Origin of the sequence: Novosphingobium olei, from assembly GCF_012927405.1 — a bacterium.
GTDB lineage: Bacteria > Pseudomonadota > Alphaproteobacteria > Sphingomonadales > Sphingomonadaceae > Novosphingobium > Novosphingobium olei.
This window is the reverse complement of record NZ_JABBGM010000002.1, coordinates 279,394-297,369: the sequence shown is the minus strand read 5'-3', so window position 1 is coordinate 297,369 and position 17,976 is coordinate 279,394. Positions and strand designations below refer to the sequence as shown.

The window sequence follows — 17,976 nt, the reverse complement described above, 5'->3', positions numbered from 1 at the left end:
GTACGATAAGAACAAATCAGGAACAATGCCCGTCTAGCAATTCGCCCAGCAGCGCCAGCCCGTCGCGCGCGATGGTACCGCCGGCCATCGGGGCGAGCAGCGCGGCGCCATCGATTGCCACGATCATCAGCGCCGCCATGGCCGAACGCCGCGCATCGTCCGCGATCGCCAGCCGGGAATCCGCCCAGGCGCGGAAACCCGCGGCGATGGCATCGGCAATGGCCGCGAACGGCGCTTCCTCGCGCCCGGCCTTCGCCGCGATCTCGCTCCACAGTTCCATGTAGGGCCGCATCGCCGCGCTCGACGCCATCACGCCGACGCGGGCCAGCAGGTCTGCGGGCGGCAGCCGCTCACCTTCGGGCAGCGCGGCATCCAGCGCCTGCGCCATGTCGGCGGCGATCCGCGCGAGCACGACCGACACCACCTCGGCCTTGTCCGCGAAGTAGTAGAGCAGCATGCGGTCGCTGGTGCCCGCCGCGGCAGCGAGATCGCGCACCGAGGTGCGGCCGAGGCCATGCGCCAGCACATGCGCGGCCAGCTTGTCTTCGACTTCGCTGCGGCGGGTTTCGCGATCGATCATCTACGCACTCGTAGCAGGCTCTTGTAGCGGCTGCTACATCGGTGTAGAAATGTAGCGACCGCTACAAAGACTCGGGAGATTGCCATGAACGCCATTGCTTCCACCCACGCCCCTGCCGGATCCGCCGCGCTCAACGCCCAGCAATCGGGCGTGATGATCGTTGCGGGCATCGTGCTGTGGTACGCGGCGGCGGTGCTGCTGCGGGCGTTGAGCGATGCGCAGTTGCTGGGCGGAAGCACGGGTGCACTGGTGTTTGCCGCCACCGTGCCGGGCACCCTGCCCTTCGTACTGCTGCTGCGCCGGCTGGGCGGGCTTGGCGCCGACCAGGTGGTGCCGGGCTACACGCTGGCGACAACGGCAGCGCTGTTGTGCGATGGGGTGGCGATGACCTGGTATCCCGCGCTCTATGGCGCGGACGACACGGCGGCGCGACTGGCCGCTGGTGGCGTGATCTTCGGCGGGGCGGTGGGCCTCGCGCTCGCCTTCTTCGTGGCCGCGCAGATGCGGCGCAACTGATCGCCTATTCGGCGCGGGTCCAGATCCAGGTGCCCGAAAGCGCCATCACCAGCGCCGGGATCAGCACCCAGGGCCAGCCGGCCGTCGCCGCCGTCACCGCCACGCTCACCGCCATGGCGCAAAGCGCGGCGACCTTGGCACGGCGCGGGATTGCGCGGCGCTGGCGCCATTCGACGAGCGGCGGCCCCCACTTCGGGTGATCGAGCAGGCGCTGTTCCCACGCTGGATTGCCGCGCGCAAAGCAGAACAGCGCGAGCAGCAGGAACGGAACCGTGGGCAGCAGCGGCAGGAACGCGCCGACGGCGCCGATGCCGACGAACGCCAGCCCCGCGCCCGTCCACAAGTGCCGGCGCAAGCCCGGGCGCCCTTCAGTTCGCCGCGGCGGCAAGGCGCGCGGCGTGATCGCGCACCAGCGCGATCATGTTCGGCACCCCTTGCGTGCGGTTCGACGAAAGCTGGTTCTTGAGATCGAACGGCGCCAAGCGCTCCGCAATATCGGTCTTGGCCACTTCCGCGGCGGGCCGGTCCTGCACCGCGGCGAGCACCAGCGCGACGATGCCCTTGGTGATCGCGGCGTTGCTGTCGGCGAGGAAGTGCAGGCCCGCGCCGCCCTCCTGCGCCACCGGGTAGACCCAGACGCTGGCCGAGCAGCCGCGCACCAGCGTGGCGTCGGTCTTGAGCGCATCGGGCATCGGCTCAAGCTCGCGCCCCAGCTCGATCAGCAGGCGATAGCGTTCATCGCCATCGAGGAATTCGTACTCTTCGAGGATGTCTTCGAGACTGCGCATATCATGCGGCTCTAGCGAGCGGCTCGCCCGCCGTCCATCACCCCGAAAGGCCGCCGGGGCGCATGAGGACGTAATAGATCACGTAGAACCACGACAGCACCCCGTGGATCGCCGCCCAGATCACCGACTTGTGGAGGCTCCACGAGATCGTGACGGCAAGCGCGCTGCCAAGGCCGATGCCCGCCTTGGCGCCGTCGCTGGCGCGGCTCACAGGTCCACCCCGGCGGCGATCGCTTCAAGCTTGCGCAGGCGTTCGCGCAAGTCGGACATCTCGATCCGGCTGGAGACGACGGGATCGCCCCCGCCGCTGCGCTCTAGCTCGAGCCGCTTCCATTCGAGCCAGCGCTCCCAGGCGCGGGTCAGGGTCCGGGCCACGACGACCAGACCGGCAAGGGCGGCCAGCGTCACCACGATGGTGTCGATCGATGCAATGGTCATCGGCGGTCTCCGCTTTGGCTGGCGACAGGATTACCGGTCGCGCAGGGATTCGATCTCGTTGGCAAGGCGGCGTGTCTCGGCACCATCGGTGGCGATCCGTTCCAGCACCTCGAGCCGTTTGCGCAAGTCGGCGACTTCGCGCTCGAGCTGCGCGGTGTACACGGGATCGCTGCCCGAAATCGGCGCGCCCGACTGGTTGCGATAGCGTGCCTGGCGGGTTGTGGCCCAGGCGATGATCGCGACGATCGCAACAACGGAAGTCCAGAAGCCCACGGTAGTATCCTCAGTTCGCCCGCGCTTCGCGCAGGGCTTCGATCTGTCCGGCCAAGGCCGGGTTGTGTTCGCCGGCGTGATCGCCCACGCGATCGATCGCTTCGGCCAGTTGCGCCGCGCGGTCGGTGGCGATGCGTTCCAGCACGCGCACCCGCTGTTCCAGCCGTTCGGCACCGGCGGCATACTGCGCGGCCTTTTCGGCGGTGCGCGCGGCCAGGAGTTCGACCTCCTTTTCGCGCAGGTCCATCCGCCGCTTGTACGCTTCCAGCCCCATGCCCATCGCGCAGATCAGCAGCAGGACCACCGCGCACAGCGCGAAGACTTCCATCCCGGTCATTGCGCGCGTCCTTCGGAACGCAGCGCCTCGATCTGGTGGGTCAGGGCATAGCCGCTGTCGGTGACGATCCGCTCGACGTTGCCGAGGCGGTCCTTGACCGAGCCGAGTTCAGCTCGCAGCTGTGCGTTTTCCTGGCTCAGCAGCGCGATCCGCTCCAGCTCGGCGCTCGACGTCTTAGGATAGACCGGCTTGCCCCAGGAATTTTCCAGCGGGTAGCCGTGGCGGACGCGGAGCCAGGTGTTGACCACCCAGCCGACGGTGATCGCGATGGCGGGAACGCCGATCATCGCAGGCGAAAGATCGAACGGCATGTGACTACTCCCCTTTGTATCTTGCCGTGGTGGACGCTGCTCAGGCGTGGCCTTCGGGCTGCCCCGGCCGGTCCTCTAGCCGGCGCACGTCGCGCAGCGCCTCGATCTGCGTGGCCACATCGTAGCCGCGATCGGTGACGATGCGTTCGAGCACGCGGACCCGCTCTTCCAGCGCCTGGTTCTGCGCGGCGTACTGCGCGGCCTTTTCGGCGGTGTTCTGCGCGCGGATCTCTTCCACCTTGCGGTTGTGCTTGGTCCAGATCGCGAAACCGGCCAGCAGAAACGGCGCCAGCGGGATCAGCAGTGCAAGTGATTGATGGTCCATGATTTCCCCTTTGAGCGCGCGACGCGTGGCAGCGGTCAGCGCAGGCTTTCGATCTCGGCCGAAAGGCGCGGATTGGACGAAACGTAGAAGCTTTCGACATCGGCCAGGCGGCGATCGATGTCACGGAACTGGGCGCGGACTTCGCGGGCGGTGCGCCCCGGGCTCTGCCGCACGCCCTGCCAGAACTTCTCCTCCTGGCGGTCGCTGTAGAGATAGGCCGGCTTCTTTTCCGACAGGAAGCCGAGCACGAGGTAGACGATCGGCAGGAAGCCGATGCCGCAGACCGTGCCGATGATCAGGCCGAGGCGGACCCAGAGCACGTCGACGCCGGTGTAGTCGGCGATGCCCGCCGCGACGCCCATGAACTTGCCGTTGACCTTGTCACGATAGAAGCGAGTGCGTTGCGCGGACATTTACAGGGTCCCCCTCTTTTCGGCGAGCATGCGATCGAGCTCGCGCAGCTTCTGGTTGTCGGTATCGCGGTCGTGGACGATCCGCGCCGGACGGAATTCGGGATTGTCGGAAGCGACCAGGCGCTCGACCGTATCCATGCGCTCATCAAGCCGGCGGGCGAGCTGGTAGAGTTCCTCGAGCAGCGCCTCGTCCCCCGAAGTGAGCGTGGCGGCGGTCTTCCAGCGGGTGATGTAGTGCAGGATCACCCAGGGCATCCCGACGAAGATGCCGAGGATCGCGACGAGCGGAACGACGACGTCTTCCATCACTGGCCATCCTTGTTGCCAGAGTTGCCCAGCGCGCGCTTCATCGCGGCGAGTTCCTCGTCGATCTTGTCCTGCCCGGCGAGCGCGGCGATCTCGTCGGCGAGATTGGGCGCGGTGCCATCGGCCAGGCTCAGCGCATCGGCGCGGCCTTCGGCGTAATCGACGCGGCGTTCGAGCTGGTCGAAGCGGGCAAGCGCTTCATCGACGCGTTCGTTGGTCAGCAGCGAACGCAGGCGGACGCGGTTCTCGGCGCTTTCGAGGCGCGCGGCGATCGCGGTCTGGCGGCTGCGGGCTTCGCGCAGGCGGGTCTGCAGCTTTTCGATATCCTGTTCGTAAGCGCGCATCGAATCATCGAGCACGGCGATTTCGGACTGGAGCTGCGCGGCCATGTCGCCGGCCTTCTTCTTTTCCACGAGCGCGGCGCGGGCGAGGTCCTCGCGGTCCTTCGACAGCGCAAGCTGTGCCTTGTCGGCCCAGTCGGCCTGCAGGCGGTCGAGCTTGGCGACGTGGCGCTGCATTTCCTTCTGGTCGGCAATGGTGCGGGCGGCCGACGCGCGGACTTCCACGAGCGTTTCCTCCATCTCCATGATGATCATCCGGATCATCTTGGCGGGATCGTCCGCCTTGTCGAGCAAGTCGTTGAAATTGGCGGCAATGATATCGCGCGTCCGCGAAAAGATGCCCATCAGGTTTACTCCGGTCGTGAAGGAAGCGCGCGGTTGGCCGGCCGCGTCGCGGGTGAAAGTTTCACGGGTGGTCGACTGGCGCTGGCGCAGCGCGTCGATTTCCGCGTCGAAGCGCGAGGTGCGGCCCTCGGCGCCCGCCCGGCGGTCCGGGCCGATCGGGGTCAGGTCCACGGTCACGCCAGCTCCCCGGTGATCGCGGCGCTCGATGCCAGCACCTGCGGCGCGGCGTGGAGCTGCTGGCTCAGCGCGAAGCAGTTCATCGCCACCATCGCCATGATGCTGGCGAGGCTTGCGCGGCCGAGCTTGGTCGAGAAGAAGCGGGCGGTGTACATGGGTTTTCTCCGGTGGCCGCCGATCAGGTCCGGCGGTGTTGTTCACCTTTCAGCAAGGCGCGTGCCAAACTGCGCGAACCCCTGATTTCCGGCGATTTTGCCATCACGGAGCGTGAGCCCGATGGGAAATCTTGCGCAAGGTTGGGAAAATATGCCATCCCTTGGCGCGCGATTGAGAAGAGGGCATAAAACGTGGATCGCGAAGTCCAGTTCATCGGCCAGTCGGGTGCCTTTCTCGATGCGGTGGAACGTGCCAGCCGCGCCGCGCCGATGCGCCGTCCCGTCCTCGTCATCGGCGAACGCGGCACCGGCAAGGAACTGATCGCCGAACGGCTCCACCGCCTGTCGACGCGCTGGCAGGAGCCGCTCGTCACGATGAACTGCGCCGCGCTTCCCGAAACGCTGATCGAGGCCGAGCTGTTCGGGCACGAGGCGGGCGCCTTCACCGGCGCCACCCGCGCCCGCGCAGGCCGCTTCGAGGAAGCCGACAAGGGCACGCTGTTCCTCGATGAACTGGGCACGCTGTCGATGGGTGCGCAGGAGAGGCTGCTACGCGCGGTCGAATATGGCGAAGTCACGCGCATCGGCGCGAGCCGCCCGATCCGGGTCGACGTGCGCATCGTCGCCGCCACCAACGAGGACCTGCCGAAGATGGCGGCGCAGAACCGCTTCCGCGCCGACCTGCTCGATCGCCTCAGCTTCGAGGTGATCACCCTGCCCCCGCTGCGGGTGCGCGAGGGTGACATCGCCGTGCTGGCTGACTACTTCGCCCGTCGCATGGCGGCGGAACTGCACTGGGACGCCTGGCCCGGCTTTGCCCCGCACGTCGCCGACCAGCTCGAACACTACGCCTGGCCCGGCAACGTGCGCGAACTGCGCAACGTGGTCGAACGCGCGGTCTATCGCTGGGACGATCCCTCCGCCCCGATCGGCCATGTCCAGTTCGATCCGTTCGAAAGCCCGTGGAAGCCGGCGAATGCCCACGCGGCCCACGCCCCGGCTCCGGCCCCCGCCAACGATGCCCCGGCAGCGACCCCGCTGCGCGCCGCCACCCACGCCCTGCCCCACGCGCTCGACGACATCGCCGACCTGCGCAGCGCGGTCGAGGCGCACGAGCGTGCGATCCTGGAACATCACCTTGGCCGCAACCGCTATAACCAGCGCCAGACCGCCAAGGCGCTGGGCCTCACCTACGACCAGCTGCGCCACTGCCTGAAGAAGCACGGGCTTCTGGAGCGCGGGCAGGGCTGATGGACCGCGAGATCTGGTTCCGCAAATGGCTGTTCGGATACGTGCCGGTGCACTGGAAGGGCCTCGCGCTGATCCTTGGCGCGGTGGTCGCGGTGCTCGGCTGCTTCCTGGTGCTCGTCGCCTGCGCCCAGTACTTCCAGCGCCCGGCCATCGCCTTCACCATCCCGGTGCCGTTCATTTACATCGTCATTACCGCGCTGCGTATCGCGCAAAGGCATGCGGTGTAGCCACACCTGCTTACCCGTCACCCCAGGCTAGACCCGGGGTCCCGCTTCTATGGCAGGCGGCGGCAAGAAAGCGGGATCCCGGGTCGAGCCCGGGGTGACGTTAAGGTCGTGCGTGGTTGCCGCTCCGCCTCTCGTCATGCCAGCGAAGGCTGGCATCGCTGTGGTCATGGTGCTGTTATCTGGTGATCCAGCACCGGCAAAACCCGAGAACGGGCTGGAATGATTGGGCTGATCGGGCGGCCAGACGATAGCGATGCCAGCCTTCGCTGGCATGACGATGGGAAATCACTCCCCAGATGACCTTTGCGCGCTGGGCGCAGACGCACTAACGCCGCAGCCATGGCCCTCACTCGCCTGACCTTGCGCGATTTCCGCAACCATGCCGCCACCCGGCTGGAGGACACGCGCGGGTTCAACGTGCTGGTGGGGGAGAACGGCGCGGGCAAGACAAATGTGCTCGAAGCGATCAGCCTGCTCGCGCCGGGCAAGGGCCTGCGCCGCGCCGCTGCTGCAGAAATGGCCGGGCGCAGCGGCGATGGCAGCTTCGCCGTGACGGCCGAAATGGAGCATGGCGACGTCGCGCTCGCCACCGCGACCACGCCCGCCGCCCCCAACAGCCGCAGCGTGCGCATCAATGGCGCAGCCGGCCCGGCGACGCGGCTGGCAGACTGGCTTTCGGTCACCTGGCTGACCCCGGCGATGGACCGGCTCTTCGCCGAGAGCCCCGGCGACCGGCGCCGTTTTCTCGACCGGCTGGTGCTGGCGCTGCGCCCCGATCATGCGCGCACCGCCACGCGCTACGAAACCGCGCTGCGCGAACGCAACCGCCTGCTGGCAGACCCCGCCGATCCCGACCCTGCCTGGCTCGACGCGCTGGAGGCGCAGCTGGCTGAAAACGGCGCCGCGCTGGCCGACGCGCGCCGCGCGCTCGTCGCCGATCTGGCGCGCGAGATCGCGACGCAGCCCGAGGCACCTTTCGCCCGCCCCGCCCTCGCCTACGCCAGCGAAACGCCGGCCGATCCCGATGCCTTGCGCCGATCCTTGCGCGAAGGCCGCCGCCGCGACCGCGCCGCCGGGCGCACGCTGACGGGCCCGCACCGCGACGACCTTGCCGTCACGCTCGCCGCCAAGAACGCGCCCGCTGCCGATTGTTCTACGGGCGAGCAGAAGGCGATGCTGATCGCCATCGTGCTCGCCCACGCCGCGCTGACCAGCGCCGAACGCCCGCGCCTGCTGCTGCTGGACGAGATCGCCGCGCATCTAGACCCGGTACGCCGCGCGGCCTTGTACGAGCGCCTCGCCGCATCCGGCGCGCAGGTGTGGATGACCGGCACCGAACTCGCCCCCTTCGCCGAGATCGAGAGCCAGGCGGCGGTGTGGAAAGTCGCCGACGGGATCGTCGAGCGGGTGTGAAGGCCCAAAGGCCCGCCCTCTTCTTGAAAGCCGGCGCGGGTGCGCAAAGGAAAGCGGCCCTTCGACAGGCTCAGGGCAGACGGGTGTGGGGACCGTCCTCTGCTCAATCCCCAAATCCGCCTAAGCTAACCTTGTCGAAGCACTGCCCTTTTCTTGAAACCCGGCGCAGACCGGCAAAGTAACGCAGCTCATCGACAAGCTCAGAGCAAGCGGCTTGGTGGACCATCCTCCGCTCGATCCCCAAATCCGTCTGTGCTGAGCTTGTCGAAGCACTGCCCTTTTCTTGGAACCTGGCGCAAGCTCGCGAAGGAAAGTGGCCCTTCGACAAGTCAGGGCAGCCCTGTTCCGGAATGGCGCTCTATTTCGGCGCTTCGGCTGCCTTCAGGGCCTTCGCGACCTCATCCTTCGTTGCCGCAACGATGCGCTCGACGCCTTGGGTGTTGGGGTGGACGTGATCTTCGAGCAGCAACTTGTCCTGCCCGAGCACCGGGGCGAGGAAGAAGGGCACCAGCGGCGCATCGTACTTCTTCGCAAGGCTCGGCCAGATCGGGTTGAACGCCTTGACGTAATCCGCGCCAAGGTTGGGCGCGGCGAGCATGCCGGTGAGCATCACCGGGATCTTGCGCTTCTGGAATTCGCCAAGGATCGCGTCGAGATTGGCGCGCGTCTCGGCGGGTGGCAGGCCGCGCAGCATGTCGTTGCCGCCGAGCCCCACGAGCGCGAGCGTGGGCTTTACCGGCTGATTGTCGAGCGTGAAGGCAAGGCGCTGGCGCGCGGCGGCGGTCGTGTCTCCGGAAACGCCCGCATTGACCACCCGCGCCTTGACCCCGCCCGCATTGAGCGCGGCTTCGAGCTTGGCGGGATAGCTGTCGGTCGGCGGAAGCTGGTACCCGGCATAGAGGCTGTCGCCGAACGCCAGGATCACCGGCGCATCGGCCGGGACCGGCGCCGTCGTCGTCGCAGCCGTACCGGTCGCCACCACCTCCGGCGCGGGCGCCTTCTGCGAGCAGCCGGCAAGGCCTGCAAGCGGAAGGGCGAGCGGCAAGGCGAGCACCAGGACAGGCGCAAGGGCAATCGACGAACGGCGCATCGGGGTCTTTCGGGAAGGTTGCGACAGGCAACCAATCTAGGCATGGTCGCGCCCGTGACAAGCGATCCCAGAGCGCCCGCTCCCTTCCTCACCGGCCCCGTCATTCTCGCAAAGCAGCTCACGCTCGCGCTGGGGCAGGGCGAGGCGCGGGTCGAGATCCTGCGCGGCATCGATCTCGAGATCGGCGTGGGAGAGACGGTCGCGCTGCTCGGGCCCTCGGGGTCGGGCAAGTCCTCGCTGCTGGCGGTGCTGTCCGGGCTCGAACGGATGAGCGGGGGCACGCTACTTGTCGCCGGGCAGGACTTCGCGCAGCTGACCGAGGATGGCCTTGCCGAAGCGCGGCGCGGCCGGATCGGCATCGTGCTCCAGGCCTTTCACCTGCTGCCGACGATGACCGCGCTCGAAAACGTGGCGACCCCGCTCGAACTCGCAGGCGCGGAGGGCGCGATGGATACGGCGCGGGCCGCGCTGGAAGCGGTCGGGCTGGGCCACCGGCTGAACCATTACCCCACCCAGCTTTCGGGCGGCGAGCAGCAGCGCGTCGCCATCGCCCGCGCGCTTGCCCCTTCCCCGCGCATCCTGTTCGCCGACGAACCGACCGGCAACCTCGATGCCGCAACCGGCGCGGGCGTTGCCGATCTGCTGTTCAGCCGCGCCGAAGCCGCCGGGGCGACGCTGGTGATGGTCACGCATGACGAGGACCTCGCCCGCCGCTGCCAGCGCATCGTCCGCCTTGCCGACGGGCGCATCGCCTCGGACAGCGCGGCCTGATGCCCAGCAATCACGGGGCGATAAGCTGGTCCACCGCCTGGCGGCTGGCGCGCCGCGGGCTCGACTGGCGCTTCCGGGGCCTGCGCCTCCTGCTCGTCTGCCTCGTGCTCGGCACCGCCGCGCTGGCCGCGATCGGCACGCTGACCGGCGCGATCCGCACCGAGCTTGCCGCGCGCGGACAGGCGATGCTCAGCGGCGATATCGAATTCACGCTCGCCGCGCGCACCGCAACTGCTGAGGAACGCGCCGCGCTCGACCGGCTCGGCACGCTGTCGGTCGGTACCCGGCTGCAGGCGCTCGCCCGCCGCCCCGGCGATCTTTCCGCCACGGTTCCGGTCGAGCTGAAAGCGGTCGACGCGCGCTGGCCTCTCTATGGCCGCTTCACGCTCGATGGCGGCAGAGCGGCAGGACCGCCACCCGGCCTCACTGCATGGATCGCACCGGGCCTGTCCGACCGCCTCGGCGTGCGCACGGGGGACAGGGTGCAGATCGGGCAGGCCATGCTGACCGTCGGCGGCGTGATCGGCAGCGAGCCCGACCGCCTGGGCGAAGGCTTCGCGCTCGGCCCCACGGTGATCGTGTCCGAACAGGGGCTGGCGGCGAGCGGCCTGGTGCAGGTCGGCTCGATGGCGCGGACCAAGTACCGTGTGCGCCTGCCTGAAGGTGCGAACCCGCAGGCGCTGGCCGATGCGGTCAAGGCGAAGTTCCCGGTCTCCGGCTTCGAGATCCGCACGCGCGACAAGGCTTCCCCCGGGCTCGACCGCTTCGTTTCGCGGATGGGGCAGTTCCTCGTCCTCGTCGCGCTGGCGGCGCTGGCGATTGCCGGGATCGGCATCGGCAACGGCGTGTCCTCCTATCTCGAGGCACGGCGTTCGAGCATCGCCACGCTCAAGATCCTGGGCGCGACCAGCGGGGACGTGGCCCGCATTTTCCTGCTGCAGCTGGTGGTCGCCGCCGTGCTGGCGATCGCCACCGGGCTTGCGCTGGGCGTGGCGACCACGCCGCTGATCGGTCGCGCGCTGCAGGGCCTGCTGCCGATCGAGGCGGGCGTGGTGATCGATCCGCTCGCGCTTGCCCTTGCCGCCGCCTACGGCCTGCTGATCGCGCTGACCTTCGCCGCCCCGCCGCTGATCCGCGCGCGCGAATTCCCCGCGATGGCGCTGATGCGCGCGCGCGTCGCGCCGCTCGCCACGCGCTGGCGCGCGGCGGCGCTGCCGGTGGCGCTGGGCATCACCGGCATCGTCGCGCTCGCCGTGCTGACCTCGCCGCAGATGCTGCTGTCCGCGGGTTTCCTGGCGGGAGCCGCCGCGCTGTTCCTCGCGCTCGCCGCACTGGGCGCCGGGCTCACCCGCCTCGCTGCGCGCCTGCCGCGTCCGCGCGGGACGATCGCGCGCATGGCGCTCGCCAACCTGCATCGCCCCGGCGCGCAGACCTCGGCGCTGGTCGTCGCGCTGGGCTTCGGCCTTGCCGCGTTCGTCCTGCTGGCGAGCGTGCAGACCAGCCTCGATGCCAACATCGCCCGACGCGTGCCGACCAAGGCGCCCGACTACTTCGTGCTCGACGTGCCGCCAGCTTCGCTACCGCAGTTCGAACGCGTGGTGCACAAGGCCGCGCCGGGAGCCACGATCCGCACCGTGCCCGCGATGCGCGGCGCGGTTGTCGCCTATGGCCCGAAGGACCGCATGATCCGCGTGGCCGATCTCAAGCAGATCCCCGACGATGCCTGGGTCCTGCGCGGCGATCGCGGCATCACCTATGCGGCGGACCTGCCCGAAGGCAACCTGCTGACCCAGGGCCAGTGGTGGCCAAAGGACTATGCCGGGGAACCGCTGGTTTCGGTCGACGATGCCCTGCGCGACGTGCTCGGCCTGAAGCTGGGCGACCGCATCACGGTAACCCTGCTGGGCGTCGAGCGCACCGCGACGATCGCCTCGTTCCGCCGGATCGACTGGGATTCGATGGGCTTCAACTACGTGCTGTTGTTCAGCCCCAACGCGATATCCGATGCGCCGCACAACCTTGCCGCCACGGTCAGCCTGCCGGGCGCGGACAAGCGGCCGCAAGTGCGCCGGGCGATCCTTTCCGGCCTTGTCGCCGCGCTGCCTTCGTCCTCGGTGATCGAGATCGGGCCGGTGCTGGGCCAGGTGCGCGACATCCTTTCGCAGATGGGCACCGCGATCCTGGCCGCCGCGAGCGTTGCCGTGCTGGCCGGCATGGCGGTGCTGGCCGGCGCCATCGCCGCGGCGCGCGAACGTCGGCAGTACGACACCGTCATTCTGCGCGTACTGGGCGCGAGCCGCCGCCAGTTGCTGTCCCTGCTGCTGGCCGAATACGGCCTGCTCTGCGCCCTGCTCGCTGCCGTTGCGCTGGGGCTCGGCACGCTGACCGGCTGGCTGGTGATGACCCGGCTGTTCGAATTCGCCTGGCTCCCCGACTGGCCGCGCGTGCTGGGCGTGCTCGGTGCCGGGGTAGCGCTGGTGCTGGTGCTGGCGCTCGCCGGATCGCTGTCGCTGCTGCGCACGCGGCCCGCGCAGGCACTGCGGGAGCTCTAGCTCTAGCTCTAGCTCTCGCTCTCGTTCTCGCACAGCGCCTGCAGCTGATCGGCGCAGGCACCCCAGCCGTCGACGAAGCCCATCGCGGCGTGCTGCTCCATCGCTTCCTGCGTCCAGTGCCGCGCGCTCGCGACATAGCGCGCGCCATCGCCTTCGGGCACGACTTCCCAGATGCCGATCATGAACGGCCCCGCAGGCACGAAATCCGCCGTCACCGCGTCTGTTGTCACGAAGCGACGCCCTTCGTCCCAGGCGAGGTAGATGCCTTCGTTGGGCACCACTTCGCCGTCCGGGCCATACATCGTCAGCGAAGCGCGGCCGCCCGCGCGCCGTTCCTGCACCACGACTTCGGCGCGCCAGGGCTTGGGGCACCACCATTCGCCCTGCCGGTTGGTCATCACATCCCACACCTTGGCGGGCGAAGCGGCAATGAAGCGGCTGATCGACAGTTCGTGCATGGCAATTCCTCTCTTCAATCGCGGCGTCTCAATCCCGGTCCGGCGCGCCCAACGGGAAAAACGCGCGAAACGGGCGCGCGTCGTCAACGCAGCGCGCCACTGGCGGCAACGCGAGCAATTCGGCGCGCAAGGCCCGCAAGCGCGGCTGATCTTCACCGATCGGCTCGATCCAGTCAGCGTAGAACAGGCTCGGCGCCGCCGCGCAGGTGACAAGGCTCACATGCGGCGGCAGGCGGTTCTGCCCCAGCCAGCTTTCGAGCCAGCCATAGGCCTGCCGCAGCCGCGCCTTGGCCGCCGCGATCTCGGCGGCGTCGGGTTCGCTGCGCAGCCCAAGCTCGGGCGCATCGCGGCTGGCAAGATGCGCCGCGACCACGCGCTGCATGTTGCCCATGACATAGTTGTCGAACACCCGGTCGAGCATGCGCGCCACCACCGCCTCGGCCGGATCGGTCGGGATCAACGGCGCCGGGCCGGGATGGTGGACGGCCAGATGCTCGATGATCGACGTCGCCTCGACGATCACCTGCGCCCCGTCTTCCAGCACGGGAATGTGTCCGCCGGGGTGGACCTTGCCCGGAAACTGCGCGCTCAGGGGAAGCTCGCCCGACGTCTGCACGAACTCGAACGGCGTGTCGTTGGCGTAGAGCGCGATCAGCGCCTTCCAGCAGTATGAGGAGAACGGGTGGCCGTGCAGCCGCAGCACGCCGGTCACCCCTTTCGCGCCGCTTCGATCGCCGCGATGTCGATCTTGCCCATTGTCATCATCGCCTCGAACACGCGCTTGCGAACGGCGGGATCGGGATCGGCCATGCCGTCGGTCAGCGCGCGCGGGGTGATCTGCCACGAAAGGCCCCACTTGTCCTTGCACCAGCCGCAGGCGGATTCTTGCCCACCGTTGCCGACGATGGCGTTCCAGTAGCGGTCGGTCTCTTCCTGCGTGTCGGTCGCCACCTGGAACGAGAATGCCTCGCTGTGCTTGAACGCCGGACCGCCGTTCAGCCCCATGCACGGCAGGCCGAGCACGGTGAAATCGACCGTCAGCACACTGCCTTCGCGCCCGTCGGGATAGTCCGACGGCGCGCCGTGCACCGCGATGACCGCGCTGTCCGGAAAGGTCTGGGCGTAGAATGTCGCGGCGTCGAGCGCATCGCTCTCGTACCACAGGCACAGCGTTACCGGGGCGGCGCTCATGACTGCGCCTGCGCGATCAGGTCGGCGTCAACCGCCTTGGCCTCCTGGTAGGCAGGCCTCGCCCGCAACCGCTCGGCATAGGCAAGGAATTCAGGACGTTCGGGCAGGGACTTGAACATCAGTCCCCAGTCCACCTGGCTGCCGACATAGACGTCGGCCATGGTGAAGCGGTCGCCGCAGACATAGTCGTTCAGCGCGAAATGCCCGGCGAGCGTGTCGACCGCGCGCTCGTAGCTGCCGAAGCCGGCCATGGCCTGCTGCTGCGCCTTGGGCTCGAAGCCCAGGCTGCGCGCGGTGATGGCCTGCTCCACCGGCCCCGCCGCAAAGAAGGTCCAGCGCAAGTAGGCGGCGCGCTCGGCATCGCGCGGGGTCAGCGCCTCGAACGGCGAGACTTCGGCGAGGTAGAGACAGATCGCCGCTGCCTCGCTGACCACGTGGTCCCCGTCCTCGGCATGGTGGACGATGGTCGGCACCTTGCCCATCGGGTTGGCGGAAAGCAGCGCCTCGGGCTTTGCCTGCCAGTCGACCAGTACGGTTTCGTAGTCGACGCCCGCCTCGTGCAGCGCCCAGCGCGCGATCTGGCCGCGCGACATCGGGTTGGTGAAGAAGGTAAAGCTCGCCACGTCAGTCTCCCTGCGGTCCGACGACGCCGAAGGCCGCGCCCTGCGGATCGGTCGCGACGACGATCCAGTCGCCGCCCGGCACCTCGTGCGGCCCCATCATCACGAAGCCGCCAGCATCCTCGATCGCGTCCTTCGCTGCCGTGGCCGAGGGAACCCCGAAATAGACAAGCCACGACGGCGGTCGGCCCGGGTCCATGATCGGCATCACCGCGCCGAGACCCTGCCCGTCGAAATCGATGAAGCTGTACTCGCCCGCCGCCCCCATCGGCATGCTGTTGTTGAACTCGAAGCCGAAGTGCTTCGCGTAGAAGACCTTGGCCGCGGCGGGGTCGCTCGTCGCCAGCTCGTTCCAGCGCGCGTGCTGCGCCTTGGCGCGATCCCACACGTGGCTCTGTGCGTCGGGACTGGCTTCGGGTGGCCGGGGCTGCATCAGGTAGAACGGCGCGCCTTGCGGGTCGGTCACCATCGCAAAGCTGCCCTCGGCAATGTCGGTGCGCGGCATCAGCACGGTGGCGCCGTCGCTCTCGATCGCCGCCAGCGTCGCATCGAAGTCGCTCGTTCCAAGATAGGGCACCCAGGCCGGGCGGGCACCGCCGGCCTGCATTTCCGCCGTCAGCGCCAGCAGTCCGCCGGTGGGCGCGCCGTCATCGCGCAGGATCATGCGATAATCCATCGGCGATCCCGGTTCGGGCTCGGACACCGTCCAGCCAACCACCTTGCCATAGAACGCTGCTGCGCCAGCCGCATCGGTCGTCATCAGTTCGTACCAGACGAACGGTACCTGCCTGCTCATGCCCCTTCTCCCCCGGATGCGCGCATCGACAGGATCTCCTCGAACCCTCCGATGATCATGCGCTTTGAATTGAACACGCTCATGTCGATCGCCTCGGCCATGCGCGGGTCCTCGAACACCGCCTTGTGTCCGGCATCGCGCGTGGCCCGGTCAGGCCAGACGATCATCGAAAAGACCACGCCTTCACCCTCTTCGGCCGCCACCGCGCGGCGAAAGTCGGTCACCTCTCCAGCCGGCAGGTCAGCGCTCCAGCTTTCCAGAACGTGCAAGGCCCCATGCTTGATGAACACGTGGGCGGCCGTTCGGGCCATGCGGGCATAATCTGCCCGGCGCGCTTCGAGCACGGGGATCACGTAACCATCGATCCACGTCATGATGCGCACTCCTCCGCTTCGCCGGCAGCCCAGCGGCGCCACATCGCGCCACAGCCGATTCGGGACCGCCCGTTCATCCTACCGGACAGATCGACTGGAACGGGCAAGCTTGCGTCTAAGCGAGAGGCTGGCGGGGCCGCCTGCGCGCCCCGCTCTGCACCCCACTCCGAGCTTGCCGTGCTCAGGCGTCCGCCAGCGCCATGATCCGTTGGGCGACGGCATCCTCCATTTCCGCGACCTTGGCCCAGGCGGGGCGCGCCGCAACGCGTCCGAACCACGCCGCCGTCTTCGGCCGCGCCTCGGCATCCACGCCGTGCCGGATATAGGCAAGCGTGCGGAACAGCGACGCGACCGAGATGTCGGCGATGGTGAAGGTGTCGCCCAGCAACCAACCCGTCTCCGGCACCACGCTTTCGAACCAGTTGGTCCAGCGCGGCAGCTCCGCCTCGCCCTGCAACGCCAGCGCCTCGTCGCCGCCGACCTTCAGCAGCTTGGGGCCGACCAGCCGGTTGAACAGGATCTTGAGACCCGCAGCGCCCAGCACGGTATCGGCGAACTCGTCGTAGAACATCGCCCGGCCGCGGCCTCGCGGGTCTTCGGGGATCAGCCGTGGCTCGGGATATTTGGCATCGAGATAGGTTGCGATTGCAGACGAATCGGCCAGCGTGAACCCGTCGTCATCGATCGCGGGGATCTTCCCCAAGGGGCTGGCGGCAAGGAAGTCGGGGTCGGGCACGCCCGGCCCGCCGCGCGCCAGTTCCCAGGAAATGCCCTTTTCCGTAGCGACAACCGCAACCTTGCGGACGAATGGCGAAATCATCGCGCCGTAAAGCTTCATGAAAATCTCCCTCTCGGACCCAAACCTCTCCCAAAGATTATTGCAGGCCTTGCCCGCCCCGTATAGGCGAACAGGCGATGAGCGAGATTCCGACCAACCACGCGACGACGCTGATCGCCGCGCCCGACACCGAAATCGATGTCCGCGAAACCTTCGGCATCGACATCGACATGAAGGTCCCGGCGTTTTCCGCCGCAGACGAGCGCGTGCCCGATCGCGACGAAAGCTACGTATTCGATCCGGACACCACGCTCGCGATCCTCGCCGGCTTTGCCTACAACCGCCGCGTGATGGTCCAGGGCTATCACGGCACGGGCAAGTCGACTCACATCGAACAGGTTGCCGCGCGCCTCAACTGGCCGTGCATCCGCATCAACCTCGATGCGCACATCAGCCGCATCGACCTGATCGGGCGCGATGCCATCGTGCTGCGCGATGGGCTGCAGGTCACCGAATTCCGCGAAGGCTTGCTGCCCTGGGCGCTGCAGACGCCCACCGCGCTGGTGTTCGACGAATACGACGCGGGCCGCCCGGACGTGATGTTCGTGATCCAGCGCGTGCTCGAAACCGAAGGCAAGCTTACGCTGCTCGACCAGAACCGCGTGATCCGGCCGAACAAGTTCTTCCGCCTGTTCGCCACCGCCAACACGGTGGGCCTCGGCGATACCAGCGGGCTCTACCACGGCACGCAGGCGATCAACCAGGGGCAGATGGACCGCTGGAACCTCGTCGTCGCGCTCAACTACCTGCCGGCGGAGACGGAAATCTCGGTCGTCACCGGCAAGGTCCCGAACATGGACCCGGCGCTGATCGCGAACATGGTCCGCGTGGCAGACCTCACCCGCAAGGGCTTCATCGGGGGCGACGTGTCCACCGTGATGAGCCCGCGCACCGTGATCAGCTGGGCGCAGAACACGCAGATCTTCAACGACGCGGGCTTTGCCTTCCGCCTGTCGTTCCTCAACAAGTGCGACGAGACCGAGCGCGTCCTGGTGGCCGAATACTACCAGCGCGTGTTCGGCAAGGACCTGCCCGAAAGCGTCGTCGCCAAGGCTTGATCCTGATTGTCCCGGTCGCCCCAGGCGGCCGG

The 17,976-nt window shown here is 68.2% G+C and carries 28 protein-coding genes; 7 read left to right on the top strand and 21 right to left on the bottom strand.

Annotated features, from left to right (window positions below; all coding sequences use genetic code 11):
* Positions 1 to 16: 16 nt before the first annotated feature.
* The gene (locus HHL27_RS05505) at positions 17 to 580 is read right to left on the bottom strand and encodes a TetR/AcrR family transcriptional regulator (protein WP_169492384.1); all 564 of its coding nucleotides are present in this window, start codon (positions 578 to 580) and stop codon (positions 17 to 19) included.
* 84 nt (positions 581 to 664) lie between these two features.
* Between HHL27_RS05505 and HHL27_RS05500 the strand changes: the two genes are divergently transcribed.
* Positions 665 to 1,096, top strand: a complete 432-nt coding sequence (locus tag HHL27_RS05500; RefSeq protein ID WP_169492383.1) for a hypothetical protein — start codon at positions 665 to 667, stop codon at positions 1,094 to 1,096.
* Between the two features lie 4 nt (positions 1,097 to 1,100).
* Here HHL27_RS05500 and HHL27_RS05495 read toward each other — a convergent pair whose 3' ends face one another.
* From HHL27_RS05495 to HHL27_RS05440, 12 genes are read right to left on the bottom strand one after another with little or no spacing between them, the layout of a single operon-like run.
* On the bottom strand, positions 1,101 to 1,451 hold the full coding sequence (locus tag HHL27_RS05495; RefSeq protein ID WP_169492382.1) for a YbaN family protein: 351 nt from the start codon (positions 1,449 to 1,451) through the stop codon (positions 1,101 to 1,103).
* A gap of 13 nt (positions 1,452 to 1,464) precedes the next feature.
* Positions 1,465 to 1,884: a SufE family protein gene (locus HHL27_RS05490; RefSeq protein ID WP_169492381.1), complete on the bottom strand. Its 420-nt coding sequence runs from the start codon at positions 1,882 to 1,884 to the stop codon at positions 1,465 to 1,467.
* Positions 1,885 to 1,921: 37 nt separating this feature from the next.
* Positions 1,922 to 2,095, bottom strand: a complete 174-nt coding sequence (locus HHL27_RS05485) for a hypothetical protein (RefSeq protein ID WP_169492380.1) — start codon at positions 2,093 to 2,095, stop codon at positions 1,922 to 1,924.
* Entirely contained in the window at positions 2,092 to 2,322 is a 231-nt protein-coding gene (locus HHL27_RS05480) for a hypothetical protein (protein ID WP_169492379.1), read from the bottom strand. Before HHL27_RS05480 ends, HHL27_RS05485 begins: the two co-directional genes overlap by 4 nt.
* Before the next feature lie 30 nt (positions 2,323 to 2,352).
* A complete protein-coding gene (locus tag HHL27_RS05475) occupies positions 2,353 to 2,595 on the bottom strand; it encodes a hypothetical protein (protein WP_169492378.1) in 243 nt (80 codons plus the stop codon).
* Between the two features lie 10 nt (positions 2,596 to 2,605).
* A complete protein-coding gene (locus HHL27_RS05470; RefSeq protein ID WP_338114827.1) occupies positions 2,606 to 2,932 on the bottom strand; it encodes a hypothetical protein in 327 nt (108 codons plus the stop codon).
* Positions 2,929 to 3,243 carry a hypothetical protein gene (locus tag HHL27_RS05465; protein ID WP_169492377.1) on the bottom strand — a complete coding sequence of 105 codons (315 nt, stop codon included), beginning with the start codon at positions 3,241 to 3,243 and terminating at the stop codon, positions 2,929 to 2,931. Before HHL27_RS05465 ends, HHL27_RS05470 begins: the two co-directional genes overlap by 4 nt.
* A 40-nt stretch (positions 3,244 to 3,283) precedes the next feature.
* Complete coding sequence (locus HHL27_RS05460; protein ID WP_169492376.1) at positions 3,284 to 3,568, bottom strand: hypothetical protein; 285 nt, start codon at positions 3,566 to 3,568, stop codon at positions 3,284 to 3,286.
* 35 nt (positions 3,569 to 3,603) lie between these two features.
* Positions 3,604 to 3,981, bottom strand: a complete 378-nt coding sequence (gene pspC / locus HHL27_RS05455; protein WP_169492375.1) for an envelope stress response membrane protein PspC — start codon at positions 3,979 to 3,981, stop codon at positions 3,604 to 3,606.
* A complete protein-coding gene (gene pspB, locus HHL27_RS05450; protein ID WP_169492374.1) occupies positions 3,982 to 4,287 on the bottom strand; it encodes an envelope stress response membrane protein PspB in 306 nt (101 codons plus the stop codon).
* Positions 4,287 to 5,150, bottom strand: coding sequence for a phage shock protein PspA (gene pspA, locus HHL27_RS05445; protein WP_169492373.1), 864 nt, complete (start codon positions 5,148 to 5,150; stop codon positions 4,287 to 4,289). Before pspA ends, pspB begins: the two co-directional genes overlap by 1 nt.
* Positions 5,147 to 5,305, bottom strand: coding sequence for a hypothetical protein (locus HHL27_RS05440; protein WP_169492372.1), 159 nt, complete (start codon positions 5,303 to 5,305; stop codon positions 5,147 to 5,149). The genes pspA and HHL27_RS05440 overlap by 4 nt, the downstream gene beginning before the upstream one ends.
* 192 nt (positions 5,306 to 5,497) lie before the next feature.
* Here HHL27_RS05440 and pspF point away from each other — a divergent pair, with 192 nt between their 5' ends.
* The 3 genes from pspF (at position 5,498) to recF (ending at position 8,196) form a co-directional block, all read left to right on the top strand.
* A complete protein-coding gene (pspF, locus tag HHL27_RS05435; RefSeq protein WP_169492371.1) occupies positions 5,498 to 6,556 on the top strand; it encodes a phage shock protein operon transcriptional activator in 1,059 nt (352 codons plus the stop codon).
* Positions 6,556 to 6,783 (top strand): hypothetical protein, encoded by a 228-nt coding sequence (locus tag HHL27_RS05430; RefSeq protein ID WP_169492370.1) that lies wholly within the window; start codon positions 6,556 to 6,558, stop codon positions 6,781 to 6,783. The genes pspF and HHL27_RS05430 overlap by 1 nt, the downstream gene beginning before the upstream one ends.
* 339 nt (positions 6,784 to 7,122) lie before the next feature.
* On the top strand, positions 7,123 to 8,196 hold the full coding sequence (recF, locus tag HHL27_RS05425; RefSeq protein ID WP_169492369.1) for a DNA replication/repair protein RecF: 1,074 nt from the start codon (positions 7,123 to 7,125) through the stop codon (positions 8,194 to 8,196).
* A gap of 358 nt (positions 8,197 to 8,554) precedes the next feature.
* Here recF and HHL27_RS05420 read toward each other — a convergent pair whose 3' ends face one another.
* Positions 8,555 to 9,286, bottom strand: coding sequence for an arylesterase (locus HHL27_RS05420; protein ID WP_169492368.1), 732 nt, complete (start codon positions 9,284 to 9,286; stop codon positions 8,555 to 8,557).
* Between the two features lie 42 nt (positions 9,287 to 9,328).
* On the opposite strand from HHL27_RS05420, the gene HHL27_RS05415 reads away from it, so the two are divergent.
* Together HHL27_RS05415 and HHL27_RS05410 are read left to right on the top strand one after the other, a co-directional pair.
* Positions 9,329 to 10,057: an ABC transporter ATP-binding protein gene (locus HHL27_RS05415; RefSeq protein ID WP_169492367.1), complete on the top strand. Its 729-nt coding sequence runs from the start codon at positions 9,329 to 9,331 to the stop codon at positions 10,055 to 10,057.
* A complete protein-coding gene (locus HHL27_RS05410; protein ID WP_169492366.1) occupies positions 10,057 to 12,609 on the top strand; it encodes an ABC transporter permease in 2,553 nt (850 codons plus the stop codon). The genes HHL27_RS05415 and HHL27_RS05410 overlap by 1 nt, the downstream gene beginning before the upstream one ends.
* A gap of 8 nt (positions 12,610 to 12,617) precedes the next feature.
* Here the strand turns inward: HHL27_RS05410 and HHL27_RS05405 are convergent, their stop codons facing one another.
* The 7 genes from HHL27_RS05405 to HHL27_RS05375 form a co-directional block, all read right to left on the bottom strand.
* Entirely contained in the window at positions 12,618 to 13,067 is a 450-nt protein-coding gene (locus HHL27_RS05405; protein WP_169492365.1) for an SRPBCC family protein, read from the bottom strand.
* A gap of 28 nt (positions 13,068 to 13,095) precedes the next feature.
* On the bottom strand, positions 13,096 to 13,770 hold the full coding sequence (locus tag HHL27_RS05400) for a glutathione S-transferase N-terminal domain-containing protein (protein WP_169492364.1): 675 nt from the start codon (positions 13,768 to 13,770) through the stop codon (positions 13,096 to 13,098).
* A gap of 5 nt (positions 13,771 to 13,775) precedes the next feature.
* Positions 13,776 to 14,258, bottom strand: a complete 483-nt coding sequence (locus HHL27_RS05395) for a VOC family protein (protein ID WP_169492363.1) — start codon at positions 14,256 to 14,258, stop codon at positions 13,776 to 13,778.
* Complete coding sequence (locus tag HHL27_RS05390; RefSeq protein ID WP_169492362.1) at positions 14,255 to 14,881, bottom strand: glutathione S-transferase N-terminal domain-containing protein; 627 nt, start codon at positions 14,879 to 14,881, stop codon at positions 14,255 to 14,257. Before HHL27_RS05390 ends, HHL27_RS05395 begins: the two co-directional genes overlap by 4 nt.
* Before the next feature lies 1 nt (position 14,882).
* Complete coding sequence (locus tag HHL27_RS05385; protein ID WP_169492361.1) at positions 14,883 to 15,674, bottom strand: VOC family protein; 792 nt, start codon at positions 15,672 to 15,674, stop codon at positions 14,883 to 14,885.
* Entirely contained in the window at positions 15,671 to 16,048 is a 378-nt protein-coding gene (locus HHL27_RS05380; RefSeq protein WP_169492360.1) for a DUF1428 domain-containing protein, read from the bottom strand. The genes HHL27_RS05385 and HHL27_RS05380 overlap by 4 nt, the downstream gene beginning before the upstream one ends.
* Before the next feature lie 181 nt (positions 16,049 to 16,229).
* The gene (locus tag HHL27_RS05375; RefSeq protein ID WP_169492359.1) at positions 16,230 to 16,886 is read right to left on the bottom strand and encodes a glutathione S-transferase family protein; all 657 of its coding nucleotides are present in this window, start codon (positions 16,884 to 16,886) and stop codon (positions 16,230 to 16,232) included.
* Between the two features lie 77 nt (positions 16,887 to 16,963).
* On the opposite strand from HHL27_RS05375, the gene HHL27_RS05370 reads away from it, so the two are divergent.
* The gene (locus HHL27_RS05370; protein ID WP_169492358.1) at positions 16,964 to 17,944 is read left to right on the top strand and encodes an AAA family ATPase; all 981 of its coding nucleotides are present in this window, start codon (positions 16,964 to 16,966) and stop codon (positions 17,942 to 17,944) included.
* Positions 17,945 to 17,976 lie beyond the last annotated feature (32 nt).

Excerpts from the sequence above, each read along its gene's own strand:
- HHL27_RS05505 (WP_169492384.1), bottom strand. The coding sequence starts at position 580 with ATGATCGATCGCGAAACCCGCCGCAGCGAAGTCGAAGACAAGCTGGCC.
- HHL27_RS05500 (WP_169492383.1), top strand. The coding sequence starts at position 665 with ATGAACGCCATTGCTTCCACCCACGCCCCTGCCGGATCCGCCGCGCTC.
- HHL27_RS05490 (WP_169492381.1), bottom strand. The coding sequence starts at position 1,884 with ATGCGCAGTCTCGAAGACATCCTCGAAGAGTACGAATTCCTCGATGGC.
- HHL27_RS05480 (WP_169492379.1), bottom strand. The coding sequence starts at position 2,322 with ATGACCATTGCATCGATCGACACCATCGTGGTGACGCTGGCCGCCCTT.
- HHL27_RS05470 (WP_338114827.1), bottom strand. The coding sequence starts at position 2,932 with ATGACCGGGATGGAAGTCTTCGCGCTGTGCGCGGTGGTCCTGCTGCTG.
- HHL27_RS05465 (WP_169492377.1), bottom strand. The coding sequence starts at position 3,243 with ATGCCGTTCGATCTTTCGCCTGCGATGATCGGCGTTCCCGCCATCGCG.
- HHL27_RS05460 (WP_169492376.1), bottom strand. The coding sequence starts at position 3,568 with ATGGACCATCAATCACTTGCACTGCTGATCCCGCTGGCGCCGTTTCTG.
- pspC (WP_169492375.1), bottom strand. The coding sequence starts at position 3,981 with ATGTCCGCGCAACGCACTCGCTTCTATCGTGACAAGGTCAACGGCAAG.
- pspB (WP_169492374.1), bottom strand. The coding sequence starts at position 4,287 with ATGGAAGACGTCGTCGTTCCGCTCGTCGCGATCCTCGGCATCTTCGTC.
- HHL27_RS05440 (WP_169492372.1), bottom strand. The coding sequence starts at position 5,305 with ATGTACACCGCCCGCTTCTTCTCGACCAAGCTCGGCCGCGCAAGCCTC.
- HHL27_RS05430 (WP_169492370.1), top strand. The coding sequence starts at position 6,556 with ATGGACCGCGAGATCTGGTTCCGCAAATGGCTGTTCGGATACGTGCCG.
- recF (WP_169492369.1), top strand. The coding sequence starts at position 7,123 with ATGGCCCTCACTCGCCTGACCTTGCGCGATTTCCGCAACCATGCCGCC.
- HHL27_RS05420 (WP_169492368.1), bottom strand. The coding sequence starts at position 9,286 with ATGCGCCGTTCGTCGATTGCCCTTGCGCCTGTCCTGGTGCTCGCCTTG.
- HHL27_RS05415 (WP_169492367.1), top strand. The coding sequence starts at position 9,329 with ATGGTCGCGCCCGTGACAAGCGATCCCAGAGCGCCCGCTCCCTTCCTC.
- HHL27_RS05410 (WP_169492366.1), top strand. The coding sequence starts at position 10,057 with ATGCCCAGCAATCACGGGGCGATAAGCTGGTCCACCGCCTGGCGGCTG.
- HHL27_RS05405 (WP_169492365.1), bottom strand. The coding sequence starts at position 13,067 with ATGCACGAACTGTCGATCAGCCGCTTCATTGCCGCTTCGCCCGCCAAG.
- HHL27_RS05395 (WP_169492363.1), bottom strand. The coding sequence starts at position 14,258 with ATGAGCGCCGCCCCGGTAACGCTGTGCCTGTGGTACGAGAGCGATGCG.
- HHL27_RS05385 (WP_169492361.1), bottom strand. The coding sequence starts at position 15,674 with ATGAGCAGGCAGGTACCGTTCGTCTGGTACGAACTGATGACGACCGAT.
- HHL27_RS05380 (WP_169492360.1), bottom strand. The coding sequence starts at position 16,048 with ATGACGTGGATCGATGGTTACGTGATCCCCGTGCTCGAAGCGCGCCGG.
- HHL27_RS05375 (WP_169492359.1), bottom strand. The coding sequence starts at position 16,886 with ATGAAGCTTTACGGCGCGATGATTTCGCCATTCGTCCGCAAGGTTGCG.
- HHL27_RS05370 (WP_169492358.1), top strand. The coding sequence starts at position 16,964 with ATGAGCGAGATTCCGACCAACCACGCGACGACGCTGATCGCCGCGCCC.